Origin of the sequence: Paraburkholderia youngii, assembly GCF_013366925.1 — a bacterium.
Classification (GTDB): domain Bacteria; phylum Pseudomonadota; class Gammaproteobacteria; order Burkholderiales; family Burkholderiaceae; genus Paraburkholderia; species Paraburkholderia youngii.
Map to the genome: position 1 here is coordinate 5,942,391 of NZ_JAALDK010000001.1, position 17,279 is coordinate 5,959,669.

The 17,279-nt window shown below is 65.4% G+C and carries 12 protein-coding genes; 5 read left to right on the forward strand and 7 right to left on the reverse strand.

Going from position 1 to position 17,279, the window contains the following annotated elements; all coding sequences use genetic code 11:
• Window positions 1-13: 13 nt before the first annotated feature.
• Window positions 14-2,386 (reverse strand): LPS-assembly protein LptD, encoded by a 2,373-nt coding sequence (locus tag G5S42_RS27090; RefSeq protein WP_176109554.1) that lies wholly within the window; start codon window positions 2,384-2,386, stop codon window positions 14-16.
• A gap of 224 nt (window positions 2,387-2,610) precedes the next feature.
• On the opposite strand from G5S42_RS27090, the gene G5S42_RS27095 reads away from it, so the two are divergent.
• Both G5S42_RS27095 and murU read left to right on the forward strand, forming a co-directional pair.
• On the forward strand, window positions 2,611-3,678 hold the full coding sequence (locus G5S42_RS27095) for an aminoglycoside phosphotransferase family protein (RefSeq protein ID WP_176109555.1): 1,068 nt from the start codon (window positions 2,611-2,613) through the stop codon (window positions 3,676-3,678).
• A 3-nt stretch (window positions 3,679-3,681) separates the two neighbouring features.
• Window positions 3,682-4,395: an N-acetylmuramate alpha-1-phosphate uridylyltransferase MurU gene (murU, locus tag G5S42_RS27100; protein ID WP_176109556.1), complete on the forward strand. Its 714-nt coding sequence runs from the start codon at window positions 3,682-3,684 to the stop codon at window positions 4,393-4,395.
• A 3-nt stretch (window positions 4,396-4,398) separates the two neighbouring features.
• Here murU and G5S42_RS27105 read toward each other — a convergent pair whose 3' ends face one another.
• A complete protein-coding gene (locus G5S42_RS27105) occupies window positions 4,399-6,297 on the reverse strand; it encodes an ABCB family ABC transporter ATP-binding protein/permease (protein ID WP_176109557.1) in 1,899 nt (632 codons plus the stop codon).
• A 205-nt stretch (window positions 6,298-6,502) separates the two neighbouring features.
• Here G5S42_RS27105 and G5S42_RS27110 point away from each other — a divergent pair, with 205 nt between their 5' ends.
• Both G5S42_RS27110 and G5S42_RS27115 read left to right on the forward strand, forming a co-directional pair.
• The gene (locus G5S42_RS27110; protein WP_176109558.1) at window positions 6,503-6,898 is read left to right on the forward strand and encodes an acyl-CoA thioesterase; all 396 of its coding nucleotides are present in this window, start codon (window positions 6,503-6,505) and stop codon (window positions 6,896-6,898) included.
• 121 nt (window positions 6,899-7,019) lie between these two features.
• Window positions 7,020-7,631 carry a glutathione S-transferase family protein gene (locus G5S42_RS27115; protein ID WP_176109559.1) on the forward strand — a complete coding sequence of 204 codons (612 nt, stop codon included), beginning with the start codon at window positions 7,020-7,022 and terminating at the stop codon, window positions 7,629-7,631.
• A 63-nt stretch (window positions 7,632-7,694) separates the two neighbouring features.
• Here the strand turns inward: G5S42_RS27115 and G5S42_RS27120 are convergent, their stop codons facing one another.
• On the reverse strand, window positions 7,695-10,874 hold the full coding sequence (locus tag G5S42_RS27120; protein ID WP_176109560.1) for a sensor domain-containing protein: 3,180 nt from the start codon (window positions 10,872-10,874) through the stop codon (window positions 7,695-7,697).
• 193 nt (window positions 10,875-11,067) lie between these two features.
• A complete protein-coding gene (locus G5S42_RS27125; RefSeq protein ID WP_176109561.1) occupies window positions 11,068-11,544 on the reverse strand; it encodes a nitrate reductase associated protein in 477 nt (158 codons plus the stop codon).
• A 157-nt stretch (window positions 11,545-11,701) separates the two neighbouring features.
• Between G5S42_RS27125 and fdhD the strand changes: the two genes are divergently transcribed.
• Entirely contained in the window at window positions 11,702-12,586 is an 885-nt protein-coding gene (gene fdhD, locus G5S42_RS27130) for a formate dehydrogenase accessory sulfurtransferase FdhD (protein WP_176109562.1), read from the forward strand.
• A 68-nt stretch (window positions 12,587-12,654) separates the two neighbouring features.
• Here fdhD and G5S42_RS27135 read toward each other — a convergent pair whose 3' ends face one another.
• From G5S42_RS27135 to G5S42_RS27145, 3 genes are all read right to left on the reverse strand, one after another.
• Entirely contained in the window at window positions 12,655-13,425 is a 771-nt protein-coding gene (locus G5S42_RS27135) for an enoyl-CoA hydratase (protein ID WP_176109563.1), read from the reverse strand.
• 117 nt (window positions 13,426-13,542) lie between these two features.
• Window positions 13,543-14,742 carry an acetyl-CoA C-acyltransferase gene (locus tag G5S42_RS27140; protein ID WP_176109564.1) on the reverse strand — a complete coding sequence of 400 codons (1,200 nt, stop codon included), beginning with the start codon at window positions 14,740-14,742 and terminating at the stop codon, window positions 13,543-13,545.
• Between the two features lie 28 nt (window positions 14,743-14,770).
• Window positions 14,771-17,206 carry a 3-hydroxyacyl-CoA dehydrogenase/enoyl-CoA hydratase family protein gene (locus tag G5S42_RS27145; RefSeq protein ID WP_176109565.1) on the reverse strand — a complete coding sequence of 812 codons (2,436 nt, stop codon included), beginning with the start codon at window positions 17,204-17,206 and terminating at the stop codon, window positions 14,771-14,773.
• Between the last annotated feature and the right edge of the window lie 73 nt (window positions 17,207-17,279).

The following is a 17,279-nucleotide window of genomic DNA, read 5'->3' on the forward strand; positions in this document are numbered from 1 at the left end:
GACCGGGCGACCGTCATTCGTAGTTGGTGAACCGCGACTCCGGCGGCGGCGGCGGCGGCAACGGCGTGTAGCCGGCCACACTGGTGCGGAACGCGGTCATCAGCCCATTGTCGACGCTCGACAAGCCCTTGAACGTCAACTGCGCCAGAAACCGCGTGCTCGACTGATTCTGTCCCGACGAGTTCAGGCCGTTCGCGTAGCGCTGGATGCCGGCGCCGAGCGTCCAGCAATCCGCGTCGTATTGCAGGCCGACGAGGCCGTCGACGATACGGTGGCCACCGAGGTCGTAGTTGAACCGGCCGACACCGTACATCCGATGCGACAGCGGCCATTGGCCCGAAATCAGCACCTGATTGATCGGCTGGTTGTCGAGCGTGGTGTTGGCGCGGGTGTAGCGGTACGCCACGTTGAGGACCTTGCCGGTCTCCGGACTGAACCCGAAACCGACGCTCGTCTTCGTGAGCTGGTTATTGTCGGCATTATATTGGAACGCCGTTTCCGAAGCGAAACCGGCACCCAGCTTGATCGACGCACCCGCGATCAGGTCCGAGTGCGTGGCCTGCGCGCTCGTCTGCGAAGGCTGCAACGTGACACGCTGGTCCCGGAAATAGTACTGCTGCGCGATCACGAAGCGCGCGCGTTCGTCGCCGGTGGCCGGGTTGATGAAGCGCGTGGTGAGACCCGCTGTCAGGCGGTTCGCGTCGGCGATCCGGTCGTTACCGACGAACGTGTTCGGCGTGAAGATTTCCGCGAGGCCGAAGTCGGACTCGGCGGTATCGAACAGCGGCGCGTTGTTCTGGTTGCGGTACGGCGTGTAGACGTAGTACAGCCTCGGCTCCAGCGTCTGGATGAAATCCTGGCCGAACAGGCGCACCGAGCGCTCGAACGTCAGCCCCGTGTCGAACGTGAAGGTCGGGATCGACTCGGTGAAATTCTTCTGCGCGTTCGGCACCCCGTTCAGATCGGTGCCGATGTTGTTCAGGTTGTACGACGCGAAGTGCCACTGCACCTTCGGCGTGACGAAGTAGCCCGGCCCCACCACCGAATAGGACACATACGGGTTGAACAGCACCCGCTGGCCTTCGGTCAGGTCCGCGGTGGTGATGCGGAAGTTCGTGTAGTCGGCTTCGGCGCCGAAGTCGAAGCCGCCGACGTTGTACTTCGCGTACTTCACGTTCAACTGCGGCTCGCGGCCGTACGGCGCGACCGACTCCTGCAGCGTCTGCCAGTGCTGCTCGCGCGCGAGCACGGACCACGGCCCGTTGTTGTAGGTCACCCCGGCTTCCTGCTGATACAGGAGCTGGAGGCCGTTCATGAACTGGTTGACCGACGACGACAGGTCTTGCGGATAGGTGTTGTCCGAGACCTTGTTGTAGTAGATGTAGCCGCCGAAGCCGTTACCGAAATTCTGGTTGTGCTGGATGTACAGCGCGTAGCGGTTGGTCTTCGTCAGGCGATCGTCAGGCAGAAATTCACCGGTGATCGAACCGGAATACGTCGGCGACAGATAGCGGAACGTGCTCTGCAACTGCACACCGCGCTTCGAGATCACACGCGGCGTGACCGTCAGATCGCGATTCGGCGCGATGTTGAAATAATACGGCACCGACAGCTCGAAGCCGTTCGACGAGCTGAGCGAGAACGTGGGCGGCAACAGGCCGCTGCGCCGCTCGCCCGACAGCGGGAACGACAGCCACGGCGACGCGAACACCGGCACGCCCTGGAAGAACAGCACGCTGTTGTAGGCGACGCCTTCGTCGGCGCCGGTGTCGAAATCGAACTCGCTGCCCTTGATGTACCAGGCCGGATCGTCCGTGCACGCGCACGCGGTGTACGTGGCCTTCGTGAACACCGAGCGCTCGGCGTCGAGCAGGTCGACGCGCTGCGCGCTGCCCGAGCCGCCCGTCAACGTGAAGTGATACTTCGGCGCGGTCATGAAGCCTTCGGTCGAATCGACGCGCAGATGCGCTTCGGGCCCGATGAAGGTATTGCCGGTATTGATCACGTGGACATTGCCGTACGCATCGGCCATGTCCGTGTCCTGATCGTAGTGCAGGTCGTCGGCCTTGATCACGGACGTGTTGTGGCGCACTTCGGCCGAGCCCTTGGCGGCGAGGTCCTGGTCGATCGTGCCGCTCGCGTGGTCGCCGAGCACGAAGGTGGCCGGCCGCTGGCCCGTTTGCAGCGGATGCTCCTCGAGCTGCGGCGCGAGCTGCATGCCCCACGGCGGGTAGACCGCTTGCGGTTGCGCAGCTTCCCCCACCAGCTGGGCGTGCGCAAGCGCGGGCATCAGGCCCGGAACGGCGACGAGCGCCGCGACGAGCCGCCTTTTGCGCGGCACTACTGCACAGGAAGGAGTGGTATCGGAAAGCTGTCTGGGCGGCATGTATCGTTTGGCGAGTCGACCCGTGTGCAAGCTTCCGTCATCACGATCCACCGCCTGCACACCGCGACCGTGAGAGTCGGCTGCACGTCTGGATTCCCAATTTGCCGAGTGATAAGGCGGGCGGTAAAACGGAGCACGCGAAAGCTGGCGTGTGAGTCGCGTCAAAAAAGTCGTGGGGTATTATATGGCAAGACGTTGTCCCCAAGAATTTGCCGCCGCTTTTCATGACGCTGCCTTCCACCCAAGACTTCACCGACACCCGCCTCTCCCTGCTCAAGGCCTGGCTGCAAGGCCACGCGGCGCATCATGCGCTGGAGCTCGACACGATCGTTCCGGCCTCGTCCGACGCCAGTTTCCGCCGTTATTTCCGGCTCGCCGGTAAGGCGCCGCAAGGCAACGGCGCGGCCACGCTGATCGCCGTCGACGCGCCGCCGCCCGAAAAATGCCGCGAATTCGCGCAGATCGCGCAATTGCTCGACGCCGCCGGCGTGCACGTGCCGCGCGTGCTCGAGGTGGACTTCGACGCGGGCTTCATGCTCGTCACCGATCTCGGCACCGCGTCCTACCTCGGCGCGCTGACCGACGCGCAGGCCGCGGGGGACACCCGCGCGGCCCGCACGCTGATGCGCGACGCGCTCGACGCGCTGATCCGCTGGCAGCTCGGCTCGCGCGAAGACGTGCTGCCGCCGTTCGACGAAGCGTTCCTGCATCGCGAAATGGAGCTGATGCCCGAGTGGTTCATCGGCCGGCACCTTCGCCGTGAAGTCGATGCCGCAACGCGCGCGCAGCTCGATCGCACGTTCGCGCTGCTGATCGCGAGCGCGCGCGCGCAGCCGCAAGGCTTCATGCTGCGCGATTTCATGCCGCGCAATCTGATGATCGCCGAGCCGAACCCCGGCGTACTCGACTTCCAGGACGCGGTGTACGGGCCGATCACGTACGACGTCGTGTCGCTGCTGCGCGATGCGTTCCTCAGCTGGGACGAGGAGTTCGAGCTCGACTGCTTCGTGTACTACTGGGAGCGCGCGAAAAAAACCGGCCTGCGGGTCGACGCCGATTTCGGCGAGTTCTACCGCCAGCTCGAATGGATGGGGCTGCAGCGGCACATCAAGGTGCTGGGCCTCTTCTGCCGCATCAACTACCGCGACGGCAAGGCGCATTACATGAAAGACCTGCCGCGCTTCATCGGCTATGCGCGCAAGGTGGCCGAGCGTTACGCGCCGCTGCGCGGGTTCGCGAAGCTGCTCGACGACCTCGAAGGCCGCGCGCAGGAAATCGGCTATACCTTCTGACCGATGACGATGTCCGTGAAGAAAGCGATGATTTTCGCCGCGGGTCGCGGCGAGCGCATGCGTCCGCTGACCGACGCGTGCCCGAAGCCCTTGCTCGAAGCGGGCGGCAAGCCGCTGATCGTGTGGCAGATCGAACGGCTCGCGCGGGCCGGCATCCGTAGCATCGTGATCAATCATGCGTGGCTCGGCGCGCAGCTCGAAGCCGCGCTCGGCGACGGTTCGCGCTGGCAGGTCGAACTGCGCTATTCGCCCGAGCACGAGGCGCTGGAGACCGCGGGCGGCATCGCGCAGGCACTGCCGCTACTGACCGACGACGGCGCGGATCACGTGTTCGTCGCGGTGGCCGGCGACGTGTACACCGATTACGACTACGCCGCGCTGCATGCGCACGCCGGCGCGCTGCAGGCGTTGCCCGAGCCCGGCATGCATCTGGTGATGGTGCCGAATCCGCCGTTTCACCCGAACGGCGACTTTGGTCTCGTCGACGGCGTGCTGTCGCTCGACACGCAGCCGCGCCTCACGTTCGGCAGTTTCGGGCTGTACGACACGCGCATGTTCCGCGATCTGCCGCGCGGCACACGACGCGCGCTGAGCCCGTATTACCGCGCGACGATCGCGCGTGGGCTCGCGAGCGGCGAGCTGTACGAAGGCGTGTGGGAAAACGTCGGCACGCAGGCGCAGCTGGAAGCGCTCGATCGGCTGCTGCGCGCGCGCTGAGCTCTACTTGGCCGCGCTCTCGCCGGCCCCGACCGCTTCCGCCCTTTCCACCGCGTCCGTGGTCTGCGCGGCGCGCTGCTGCAGCGCCCACATCTGCGCGAACAGGCCGTTCGCGCGCAATAGCTCCGCGTGCGTGCCTCGCTCGACGATGCGCCCCTTGTCCATCACGATGATCTGCTGCGCGTGCACGACCGTCGAAAGCCGGTGCGCGATGATCAGCGTCGTGCGTTCGCGCGCGATCAGGTCGAGCTCATGCTGGATCGCGCGCTCGGAGCGTGAATCGAGCGCGGACGTCGCTTCGTCGAATAGCAGGATCGGCGGATTCTTCAGGATGGTCCGCGCGATCGCGACGCGCTGCTTTTCGCCGCCGGACAGCTTGAGCCCGCGCTCGCCGACCGGCGTGTCATAGCCCTTCGGCAGACTCTCGATGAACTCGTGGATATGCGCGGCGCGCGCCGCCGCGATCACTTCGTCGCGCGTCGCCGACGGCCGCCCGTACGCGATGTTGTAGTAGATCGAGTCGTTGAACAGCACCGTGTCCTGCGGCACGATGCCGATCGACGCGCGCAGCGAATCCTGCGTGACATCGCGAATATCCTGCCCGTCGATCCGGATCGCGCCGCCCGTCGCGCGGTCGAGATCGTAGAAGCGGAACAGGAGCCGCGCGAGCGTCGACTTGCCCGAGCCGCTGTGGCCGACCACCGCGGTCGTCGTGCCGGCAGCGATCGTGAAGCTCACGTCGTGCAGAATCGGTCGCGAAAACTCGTACGCGAAGCTCACGTTGTCGAAACGCACCTGCGCGCCGCGGACCTGCAAAGCCACCGCATTCGGCGCATCGGGCACTTCCTGCGGCGCGCCGAGCAGCGAGAACATGCGGTCCATGTCGGTCAGGCTCTGCTTCAGCTCACGATAGACCACGCCGAGAAAATTCAGCGGGATATACAGCTGCAGCATGAACGTGTTGATCAGCACCAGGTCGCCGAGCGTCAGGCGCCCGGCCATCACGCCCTGGGTCGCGCGCCACAGGATGAACACGAGCCCCGTGCCGATGATCGCCTGCTGCCCGAAGTTGAGCGCCGACAGCGAACGCTGCGACTTGATGGCCGCCGCGCGATAGCGCTTCAGGTTTTCGTCGTAACGGCTCGCTTCCCACTCCTCGTTGCCGAAGTACTTGACGGTCTCGTAGTTGAGCAGCGAGTCGATCGCGCGCGAATTCGCCTTCGAATCGAGCTCGTTCATCGTACGGCGAAAGTGCGTGCGCCACTCGGTGACCTTCACCGTGAACGCGATGTACGCCGCGAGCGCGATGAACGTGACGATCGCGTAATAGGCCTCGTATTTGACGACGAAAAAGCCGAGCACGAGCCCGACTTCGACGAGCGTCGGCAGGATGCTGTACAGCGAATAGGAAATCAGCTGCGTGATGCCGCGCGTGCCGCGTTCGATATCGCGCGACATGCCGCCCGTCTGCCGCTCCAGATGAAAGCGCAGCGACAGCCCGTGCAGATGACGAAACACTTTCAGCGCAAGCTGGCGCACCGCGCTTTCCGTCACTTTCGAAAACAGTATTTCGCGCAGCTCGGTGAAGAACGACGTGGACAGCCGCACCACTGCATACGCGACCACCAGCAAGCCGACGCCGCCGAGCAGCACGATGCCGGGCGCGTCCTGCGCGCGGCCGAGCGCGGTCAGATGGCGGATCGACGCGAGACTGTCGACGATGTGCTTCATCACGATCGGCACGCCGAGGTTCGCGACCTTCGCGCCGATCAGGCAGCCGAGCGCGATGCCGACTCGCCATTTGTAGGTTGCAAGGTATGGCAGCAGCGACAGGATCGTTTGCCAGTCGTTGCGGGGTCCGGTGGAAATCGGCGAGGGTTCTGACGAAGGAGCGCGGCGCATAAATCGTGGGGAGAGTGTGGAACTGCCGGAGTTCGCAGCGGCGCGGCTCGCGCGCCTGGCTGGGCGCTTTCCCGTACAATTCCTGATCCCCCGTATTGTCGCAGAAGCCAGCTGGCGGCGCTTTCCGCGGCCTGTGGCCGGGCTGGCCCAGCCGTTCGGGCCGTGCGCGTCAATACACTCGAACACGTTTCCCAAGGATGTCCCGATGACCGATCTTCTTCAACTTCCTTCCAAGCCTTGCGCGCTGCGCGTGATGCCGCAGCCATCGGACGCGAACATTCACGGCGACGTGTTCGGCGGCTGGATCATGGCGCAGGTCGACATCGCCGGCTCGATTCCGGCAAGCCGTCGCGCGAATGGACGGGTCGCGACGATCGCGGTCAATTCGTTCCTGTTCAAGCAGCCGGTGTTCGTCGGCGACCTGCTGAGCTTTTACGCGGATATCGTGAAGACCGGCAATACGTCGGTGACGGTGTCGGTCGAGGTCTACGCGCAGCGGATGCGCCTGTCGCAGGAAGTCGTCAAGGTCACGGAAGCGATCCTCACCTACGTCGCCACCGACAGCGACCGCCGTCCGCGCGCGCTGCCCGTGCTGGACTGAGCCAGCAAGGATGCTTAAGCTAGCGGTTCCATGCGTCACGCGCCGCGCCACCCGCTAGCCGTTTCGGCCGATCAGCGCACGAGGCCGGGCGCCCGATAGTCGCTCTTCTAATGGATACGTGATGAAACTGATCGGAATGCTCGACTCGCCGTACGTGCGGCGCGTCGCCATCTGCATGAAGCTGCTCGCGCTCGACTTCGAACACGAGTCGATTTCCGTATTCCGCACCTACGAGCAGTTCGCGAAGATCAACCCGGTCGTCAAGGCGCCGACGCTCGTCGCCGACAACGGCGCGGTCGTGATGGATTCGACGGTGATCCTGCAGTATCTGGCGACGCTCGCCGGCCCCACCCCGCTGTTCCCGACGCAAGCCGACGCGGCGTTGCGCGCCGCGCGTCTGACGGGTCTCGCGCTCGCCGCGTGCGAAAAGAGCGTGCAGATCGTCTACGAGCGCAATCTGCGACCGCAGGAGAAGCAGCATGAAGCGTGGGTGGAGCGCGTGCGAGCGCAACTGCTCGCCGCCTATGCCGAACTCGAACGCGAGTTGGGCGAAGGGCCGCTGCCGGACACGCAGCAGCAGTTGAGCGCGGCGGACGTGGCCGTCGCCGTCGCGTGGCAGTTCACGCACATGATGCTGCCGGAGGCGGTCAGCAAGGCCGATCATCCGCGGCTCGAGAAATTTTCCGCGTTCGCGGAAAGCCTGCCGGTATTCAAAGACACGCCAGCGGAGTGACCGGCGTTTGACGCGACCCGCGGTGACACGCGGCGACCTTGGGCGCCGCGCGTCACGCTCCCTTCACGCCGGCTCCAGCTCCGGCACCAAGCCGCCGTGCAGCAGTTCGGAGATCCCTTCCGTCGATAGCGGCTTCGCGAAATAGAAGCCCTGCATCTCGTCGCACGCGCGTTCCCTCAGGAAGTCGAGTTGCGCGGACGTTTCCACGCCCTCGGCGATCACCTGCAGCTTCAGCGAATGCGCGAGCGCGATGATCGCCGACGTGATCGTCTCGTCGTCGCCCGACACGCCGATATCCGATACGAACGAGCGGTCGATCTTCAGGCGGTCCACCGGAAAGCGCTTCAGATAGCTGAGGCTCGAATAGCCGGTGCCGAAGTCGTCGATCGCGAGACCGATGCCGAGCGCGTGCAGCTCGTTGAGCATCAACACCGCTTCTTCCGCATTGCGCATGATCGTGCTTTCGGTCAGCTCGAGTTCGAGATACTTCGGTTCGAGCCCGGTCTCGGCGAGCACCTGCATCACGAGCTTCGCGATGTCGCGCTGCTGGAACACCCGCGCCGACAGATTCACCGACACGCGCGCCGGCGGCAAGCCCTGATCCTGCCACGCCTTGTTCTGGCGGCACGCCTCGCGCAGCACCCACTCCGACAGCGGCCCGATCAGCCCGCTTTCCTCGGCAAGCGGAATGAACGACGACGGCGGCACGAGGCCGGCCTCCGGATCGCGCCAGCGCACCAGCGCCTCGATGCCGACGATCTGGCCGCTGACGATATCGACCTGCGGCTGATAGTGCAGCAGGAACTCGTTGTCGCGCAGCGCGCGGCGCAGGCGTCGTTCGAGATTCAGGCGCGCGCCCGCGCTCGCGTTCATCTCCGGCTGATAGAACTGGAACGTGTTGCGGCCCAGGTCCTTCGCGCGGTACATCGCGACGTCGGCCTTCTTCATCAGCGTTTCGGCGTCCTCGCCGTCCTGCGGGAACAGGCTCGCGCCCATGCTGCAGCCGACGTACAGCTCGGTGCCGTCGAGCCACACCGGCTCGGCGATCGACGCGCGCACGCGCTCCATCCACGTGATCAGCGATTGCTCGTCGACGGTGTCGGTCATCACGATCACGAACTCGTCGCCGCCGTGGCGCGCAACCGTGTCGCTGGTGCGCGAGCAGCGCGCGAGCCGTTCGGCGACCACGCTGAGCAGCCGGTCACCGACGCTGTGGCCGAGGCTGTCGTTGACGTTCTTGAAGCCGTCGAGATCGAGGAACACGACTGCCACGCCCGTGTGATGCCGCTGCGCGACGACGAGCGCATGTTCGAGCCTGTCGCGCAGCAGGTTGCGGTTCGGCAGCCGCGTGAGGCCGTCGTAGTTGGCCTGGTATTCGAGCTGCTCCTGGTAGCGGATCAGCTCGGTCACGTCGTTGATGACGCCGATATGATGGGTGATCACGCCTTCCGCGTTCGGCACCGGCGCGATGAACAGCTGATTCCAGAACAGCGCGCCGTCCTTGCGATAGTTGCGCACCACGGCGCTGACCTCGCGATTCGCCGCGAGCGCCTCGCGAATCAATGCGACGCCCTCCTGGTCACGGTCGTCGCGCTGCAGCACGCGGCAGTCGTGACCGATCACCTCATCGAGATCGTAGCCGGTGATACGCATGAACGCCGGATTCACGTATTCGATCAGATTGCCCGACGGCGACGGCGCGGTGATCAGGATCGCGTTGACACTCGCGTCGAGCGCACGGCTTTGCAGACGCAGCGCGAGATCGGCGCGCTTTTGCTCGGTGATGTCGGTGTACGAGCCGAGCACGCCGATCACCCGGCCGTCGCCGTCGGTGAACGGCAGCTTGCTCGTGACCCTCGTGCGATGCACGCCGTCGATCACGAAGTCGACCTCGAAGTTCATCTTCGGCACGCCGGTGCTCGCGACTTCGCGATCGTGCTCGTTCAGCAGGTCGGCGAACGCGCGCCACGGCAAATCGGTGTCGCTCTTGCCGATCACCTGCTCGGGATACGCGAGCCCCGCGTCGCGCGCGAACGCCATGTTGCAGCCCAGATAGCGCGAGTTCAGATCCTTCCAGAAAATCCGCTGCGGAATGTTGTCGATCACCGCTTCGAGCATCTGATTCGAGCGCAGCGCTTCGGCTTCGGCGTTGATCTGATCGGTCACGTCGTCCGCCAGCACGAACGACGCGTCGCGGCCCATGAAGCTGAGCGCGTGATACGACACGTTGACGCTGATGATCGAGCCGTCGTTGCGCCGATGCCGCCAGATGCCCGCCATCGTGTGGCTCTGGCGCAAGTCCGCGCTGCGCGCCAGATGCTTCTCGAGGCGCGCAACTTCGGAATCAGGGTGAATCGCGCGGATCGTCATGCCCAGAAACTTGCTTTCCGTGTAGCCGTATTGCTCGATCGCGGCAGCGTTGACGGCGAGAAAGCGCAGCGTATCGCGATCGAAGATGTACATCGGCACTCTGTGATCGTCGAACAGGCTGCGAAAACGCTCGTCGTTGCGCGCCAGCGCGCGGGCGCTGCGCAGCTTTTCACGCGCGCTGTTCTCGCGCACGCCGAACGTGAGCATCAGCAGCACGCTGCCGCAGAGCATCGTCACGAGCAGTACGAACATCGCGCGCTGGCTGTCGCTCGCCGATGCCGCGAGCGCGATCTGCAACGAACGGTTTTCGTCGCTGCGCAAAGAGGCGAGCGCGGCTTCGACACGCTCTAGCGAGGGGGCAAGCTGCGGGTCGGACGGCGCGGAGTCGACGGATGGGTCGAATCGCGCGTCGTCGTGGGCCGAGATCGGTGCTTCGGTCGATGCCGCGCCCGACGTCGCGCTGGCCGGGCCGGGTAAGTCGCTCGCGTGGTTGCGCAGCGTGTCCTCGAGATCGTGCTGCAGCGCGTGCCGCGCCGCGCTCAGGCTGGCGAGCGCCGCCGACATGGACGGTTCGCTCGCGAGCTCGTCGCGCAGTGCATCCTCGCGGCTCGCGAGCGTGTTCGTCATCGAAGCGGCCGCGTCCGGCGGGACCGGATCGCCCGATTCCTTCAGGCGGTGCACCGCGGCGAGCGCTTTACCAAGCGCGGCGTGATAGGCATCGAGGTTCTGGCGCACGCTGGTCGAGCGCGCGAGGCGCGCATCGGCGTCTCGCTGCCCGCGAATCTGCGTGTACGCGACGAACGCGTTTGCACCGACCGCGACGACCACGACCGCAATATTGATCAGCAGTCGCTTCGACAAAAAAGGATTCATGGGTTCCGAACGTCAATCGTTCCGAGGGCGGGAGAGCGCGCTCGCTACCGGTGCGTCGCGCCGCATCGATGCAAATCTTTTACGCGCCAACCTTTGGATATCGGCAGCGATCGGAAGCGGGTTGAGGGTCGGCGTGAAAAAAATCTGAGGATTGGGGGGAGTTGCGGAGCCGGCCGCGCCTAGCCGGCCGCGCCTAGCCGGCCGCGCCAAATTCCTTCATCGCCGGGACGAAATCGTGGTTCGCCTCGGGCTTGCGCGACAGCTTCGCGAGCACGTAACGTTTGAATGGATCGAGCTCCGCCCAGCGCGCGACGCTCGGCGCGGCGAGTCCGGCGAGCCCCGCCTGATGCGCGACGCCGTCGGGCACGCTGTCGGTTTGTCGCCAGGCCGGCGACTCCTCCGGCGTGAACCACTCCGGTTCGATGTTCACGTGCGTGCGCAGCATCTCGAACAGCGCGTGGTCGAAATTCGGTTCGATTTGCGTGTCTTCTTCGACCGGGAAACGCGCGAGCAGCTTGCGGTCTTCGAGCGGCAGTTGCTGCCACTGCGCGAGCGTGATGCGCAGCCCGAACCGGTCGAGATTGAAGCGCACCGACATCGGGATATAAGTGAAATTCTCCGAAGACGCGACTTCGAAGTCGAACAGAAGCGGTGCTTCGTTGAGTCCCATGTCAGTGCTCCTTGTCGGTGGCGGACAGCGTACGGGCGTCGCTTGATGTATTTTAGAACCTTATTCGCGCGACGGCGGCCCGCGCGGCGGCGGCCGCGAAGCATACGGCGAGCCGGGCGGGCCGCCGTCGCGCGGCATGCTACAGGAGTGAAGCAGCTTGAACGGACAGGAAAACGGACGTGCAACCGAGGCGGCAAACGGCCAGCCCCACGACCTCGACAGCGACGAACAACCCGGCGCGGTGCAACTCGAGGTGCGCCGCCATCGGGGCACGGCGATCGAAACCGCGACCGATCACGTCGGCCAGGAGTGGCCGGTCGCGCTGGTGTTCAACGGCATCTCGCACGCGGTGATGATGTGCACACCGCGCGATCTCGAAGCGTTCGCGGTCGGCTTCGCGATTTCCGAGGGGATCGTCGAGCGCGGCAGCGATATTCAGGACATCGAGGTCGAACTGCACGGGCACGGCGAACTGCCGCATGCCGAGGTGCAATTGCAGGTCGTGCAGCAGGCGTTCGCCGGTCTGAAGGAAAAGCGCCGCGCGCTCGCCGGGCGCACCGGCTGCGGCGTATGCGGCATCGAAAGCATTGATCTGCTCGATTTGAAACCGCAGCGTGTAGCAAATACCGGCTTTCTGCAGCGGCTCGCGCCCGATGCGATCGCGCGCGCCGCGCGCGCGCTGCCCCAGCACCAGGCGCTCACGCGTTTGACGGGCGGCCTGCACGCGGCCGCGTGGTGTGATGCGCAAGGCGCGATCCGTTATGCGTTCGAAGACGTCGGCCGCCACAACGCGCTCGACAAGCTGATCGGCCAGCTCGTGCTCGAGCGCGCCGATACGCGCGACGGTTTCGTGTTTCTGTCGAGCCGCGCGAGCTACGAACTGGTGCGCAAGGCTGCGCGCGTCGACGTGCCGATGGTCGCGACGATCTCGGCGCCGTCGTCGCTCGCGATTGCGATTGCGCGCGAGGCGGGCGTGCGGCTCGTGAGCTTCTGCCGCGAAGGCAGCTACGTCGATTACGACACCTGGCAGCCGCGGGTTTGAGCGATTGAAGCGGCGCAGCGGCGACTCACGGCAAACCCGCCCCGAAGCACGGCTGCGCCGTACGTCCCTCAGTCGAACTGCCGGAAATCCGGGTTGCGCTTCTCGAAGAACGCCTTGAAAGCCTCGCGCGCCTCGGGCGCGAGCAGCATCTTGCCGAAGTGCACGAACTCCTCGGTCATCTGCGTCTGCACTTCCTGTTGGCTCGCGCGTTTCATCAGGCTCTTCGTCACGCGCAGCGACGACGCCGGCAGCGCCGCCAGCTTCGCAGCCTGCGCCGCCGCGAACGCGTCGACTTCGCCCGCCGGCAGGACGCGATTCACCAGGCCCAACCGGAGCGCTTCCGCCGCGTCGAACGCCTCGCCGAGCAGCAGTTTTTCCGCCGCCGCCTGATAGCCGGCTACGCGCGGCAGCAGCAAGCTCGACGCAGCCTCCGGGCACAGCCCGAGTTGCGTGAACGGCAGCGAAAAGCTCGCGGTGTCGGCCGCGTAGACCAGATCGCAATGCAGCAGCAGCGTCGTTCCGACGCCAACCGCCGGCCCCGCAACCGCCGCCACGAGCGGCTTCTCCGCCGCGCTGATCGCGCGCAGGAATTGGATCACCGGGGGGTTGCCGCCGACCTGTGGCGTCTTCATGAAGTCTTCGAGATCGTTGCCCGCGCTGAAAATGCCCGCGCTGCCGCGAATCAGGATCGCGCGCACCGACGCGTCGCCCTGCGCTTCTACGAGCGTGTCGGCCATCGTCTGATACATCGCGGCCGTGATCGCGTTTTTCCTGCCGGGCCGATTGAAGCTGATGGTCAGCACCGCATCGGCGCGCTCGACCAGAATATCCGTCGTCATCCCGCTCATCTCCTTGTGCTCCTGCTGAATGTAAAAACGGTTCGCAAGCCGGGCGGCCTGCGAACCGTTGCGCGGTCCTCACTGGATCACCGAAGGATCCCCGGTGAGATCAGCGGCTCACAGACGCTCGATGATGCCCGCCGCGCCCATGCCGGTACCGACGCACATCGTCACCATGCCGTACTTGTAGTTGCGGCGGCGCAGGCCGTGCACCACGGTCGCCGCACGAATCGCGCCCGTCGCGCCAAGCGGATGGCCCAGTGCGATCGCGCCGCCGAGCGGGTTGATCTTCGATGCATCGAGGCCGAGGTCCTGGATCACCGCGAGCGACTGCGCGGCAAACGCCTCGTTCAGCTCGATCCAGTCGAGCTCGTCCTGCTTCAGCCCCGCAGCCTTCAGCGCGGCCGGAATCGCTTCCTTCGGGCCGATGCCCATGATTTCCGGCGGCACGCCGCGCACCGCGAAGCTGACGAAACGCGCGAGCGGCGTCAGGTTGAACTGCTTGAGGATCTTTTCCGACACGACGATCAACGCGCCCGCGCCGTCCGAGGTCTGCGAACTGTTGCCCGCCGTGACCGAGCCCTTGTTCGCGAACACCGCGCGCAGCTTCGCCAGGCCTTCCATCGACGTGTCCGCGCGCGGGCCTTCGTCGAGCTTCACCTCGCGCGTTTTCACGTTGATCTCGCCGGTCGCGAGATCGGGCACGCGGTCGGTGATCGTGTACGCGGCGATTTCGTCGTTGAATTCGCCGGCTTGCTGCGCGGCGATCGCGCGGCGGTGCGATTCGACCGAGAACGCGTCCTGCGCTTCGCGGCTGATCTTCCAGCGCTCGGCGACTTTCTCGGCGGTCAAGCCCATGCCGTATGCGATGCCAACGTCTTCGTTGCGATCGAAGATATGCGGCGACAGCGACGGCTTGTTGCCCATCATCGGCACCATGCTCATCGATTCGCAGCCGCCCGCGATCATTGCGTCCGCCTCGCCGACCCGGATGCGGTCCGCGGCCATCGCGAGCGCGGTCAGTCCCGACGCGCAGAAGCGGTTCACCGTGACACCGCCGACCGTGTTCGGCAGACCGGCGAGCAGCGCGCCGATCCGCGCGACGTTCAGGCCCTGCTCCGCTTCCGGAATCGCGCAGCCGACGATCGCGTCTTCGATCACGCCGGTGTCGAGGCCGGGCACCTGGGCGACGGCCGACTTGATCGCGTGAACCAGCAGTTCATCCGGGCGCGTGTTCCTGAACATGCCGCGCGGCGCCTTGCCGATCGGCGTGCGGCTCGCGGCGACGATATATGCGTCTTGCAATTGCTTTGCCATTTGTGAATCTCCTTTGTCGGCAAACCGCTTAGTTGCGCACCGGCTTGCCGGTCTGCAGCATGCCCATGATCCGTTCCTGCGTCTTCTGCGTGCCGAGCAGTTCAACGAACGCACGACGCTCGAGTTGCAGCAGCCATTCTTCGTCGACGAGGCTGCCCGCTTCGACGTCGCCGCCGCACACCGCTTCCGCGATGCGGCTCGCGATCAGGAAATCGTGATCGCTGATGAAGCGGCCGTCGCGCATGTTGACGAGCGACGCCTTGATCGTCGAGATCGCCGAGCGGCCCGCGACCGGCACCTGTGTCGCGCGCAGCGGCGCACGGTAGCCCGCAGCAGCAAGCGCGCGCGCTTCCTTCTTCGCGACGTCGAGCAGTTCGAACACGTTGAAGACGATCGTGTCGGACGGCTTCAGGTAGCCCATCGCGCGAGCATCGAGCGCCGAGGACGAGACCTTCGCCATCGCCGCGTTCTCGAACGACTTCTGCAGGAACTTCAGCAGATCGTTGGTCGCGCCAACCTGGCTTGCCGCTTCGGCCGCGCGCAGCGCCGCTTCCTTCAGGCCGCCGCCCGCCGGCACCAGGCCCACGCCGACTTCGACGAGACCCAGATAGCTCTCGATATGCGCGACGCGCTTCGCGCTATGCAGCGCGAGCTCGCAGCCGCCGCCGAGCGCGATGCCCGAGATCGCCGCAACCACCGGCACGTTCGCGTACTTCACGCGCAGCATGCCCTGCTGGAAACTCTTCACGAACGGCTCGATGCCCTTCGCGCCGCCCATCATGAACGCGGGCATCGCTTCTTCGAGGTTCGCGCCCGCCGAGAACGGACCGCCCGGCGTGCCGAGCTTCAGCGACGTGGACTGCCACACGACGAGGCCCTTGTAGTCCTTCTCGGCCAGTTCGATCGCCTGCGTCAGACCCTCGATCACCGCCGGTCCGATCGTGTTCATCTTGCTCTTGAACGACACGATCAGCACGTCGTCCTCGCCCGCGCGATCGTCGACCCATGCGCGCACCGCATCGGTCTCGAACAGCGTCTTGCCGTAGGTCTTCGGATCGGCGCCGGTTTCGCCGACGAGCGGCGCGCGGAACACCTGCTTCCTGTACACGTCGAGCGACGAGCGCGGCACGAAGCTCTGCGTAGCCGGCGACCAGGAACCTTCGGCCGTGTGCACGCCGCCCTTGTCGGCGACCGCGCCTTCGAGCACCCACGACGGCAGCGGCACGTTGGCGAGCGCCTTGCCCGCCGCGATGTCTTGCTGCACCCACTCGGCGACCTGCTTCCAGCCGGCCGTCTGCCAGCCTTCGAACGGGCCTTCGTTCCAGCCGAAGCCCCAGCGGATCGCGAGATCGACGTCGCGCGCGTTGTCGGCGATCGACTCCAGATGCACGGCGATGTAGTGATAGACGTCGCGGAAGATCGACCACAGGAATTGCGCCTGCGGATGCTGCGTTTCGCGCAACAGCTTCAGGCGTTCGGCAGCCGGGCGCTTCAGGATGCGGCCGACGATTTCGTCTGCCTTGCCGCCGCCGTCGACGTAGTTGCCGGTCTTCGGATCGAGCACCTTGATCGCCTTGCCTTCCTTGCGGTAGAAGCCAGCGCCGCTCTTCTGGCCGAGCGCACCTTTCTTCACCAGTTCAGCAAGCACGGCCGGCGTTTCGTAGACCGGCAAGAACGGATCGTCCGGCAGCGTGTCCTGCATCGTCTTGATCACATGCGCCATCGTGTCGAGACCGACCACGTCGGCGGTGCGGAACGTCGCCGACTTCGCGCGGCCGAGGCGCGCGCCAGTCAGGTCGTCCACCTCGTCGAAACGCAGGCCGAACTTCTCGGCTTCGGCGACAACCGCGAGGATCGAGAAAACGCCGACGCGATTGGCGATGAAGTTCGGCGTGTCCTTCGCGCGCACGACGCCCTTGCCGACCACGCTAGTCAGGAAGGTTTCGAGCTGATCGAGAATTTCCGGACGCGTCGTCGCGGTCGGGATCAGTTCGACCAGATGCATGTAGCGCGGCGGATTAAAGAAGTGCACCCCGCAGAAGCGCGCCTTCAGTTCGTCCGAGAAACCTTCGGACAATGCGGTGATCGACAGCCCCGACGTATTGGTCGCGAAGATCGCGTTCCGACCGATGTGCGGCGCGACCTTCTTGTACAGGTCGTGCTTCCAGTCCATGCGTTCGGCGATCGCTTCGATCACGATGTCGCACTCCGCGAGCTTTTCGATGTCGTCGTCGTAGTTCGCGGGCTGGATGTATTGCGCGTCGTCCTTCACGCCGAACGGCGCCGGCGACAGCTTCTTCAGATTCTCGATCGCCTTCAGCGCGATGCCGTTTTTCGGGCCTTCCTTGGCGGGCAGATCGAACAGCAGCACGGGCACCTTGGCGTTGATCAGGTGCGCGGCGATCTGCGCGCCCATCACGCCGGCGCCGAGCACGGCTACCTTGCGAATGATCAGATTGCTCACGTCGTTTCTCCGGAGAGTTGTGCGGTGGCGCGAAGCGTCAGCCATGCTTCGCGCGAGGTGTGTGGTCTGGAGC

Excerpts from the sequence above, each read along its gene's own strand:
- G5S42_RS27090 (WP_176109554.1), bottom strand. The coding sequence starts at position 2,386 with ATGCCGCCCAGACAGCTTTCCGATACCACTCCTTCCTGTGCAGTAGTG.
- G5S42_RS27110 (WP_176109558.1), top strand. The coding sequence starts at position 6,503 with ATGACCGATCTTCTTCAACTTCCTTCCAAGCCTTGCGCGCTGCGCGTG.
- G5S42_RS27120 (WP_176109560.1), bottom strand. The coding sequence starts at position 10,874 with ATGAATCCTTTTTTGTCGAAGCGACTGCTGATCAATATTGCGGTCGTG.
- G5S42_RS27115 (WP_176109559.1), top strand. The coding sequence starts at position 7,020 with ATGAAACTGATCGGAATGCTCGACTCGCCGTACGTGCGGCGCGTCGCC.
- G5S42_RS27125 (WP_176109561.1), bottom strand. The coding sequence starts at position 11,544 with ATGGGACTCAACGAAGCACCGCTTCTGTTCGACTTCGAAGTCGCGTCT.
- G5S42_RS27105 (WP_176109557.1), bottom strand. The coding sequence starts at position 6,297 with ATGCGCCGCGCTCCTTCGTCAGAACCCTCGCCGATTTCCACCGGACCC.
- G5S42_RS27135 (WP_176109563.1), bottom strand. The coding sequence starts at position 13,425 with ATGACGACGGATATTCTGGTCGAGCGCGCCGATGCGGTGCTGACCATC.
- G5S42_RS27095 (WP_176109555.1), top strand. The coding sequence starts at position 2,611 with ATGACGCTGCCTTCCACCCAAGACTTCACCGACACCCGCCTCTCCCTG.
- G5S42_RS27140 (WP_176109564.1), bottom strand. The coding sequence starts at position 14,742 with ATGGCAAAGCAATTGCAAGACGCATATATCGTCGCCGCGAGCCGCACG.
- murU (WP_176109556.1), top strand. The coding sequence starts at position 3,682 with ATGACGATGTCCGTGAAGAAAGCGATGATTTTCGCCGCGGGTCGCGGC.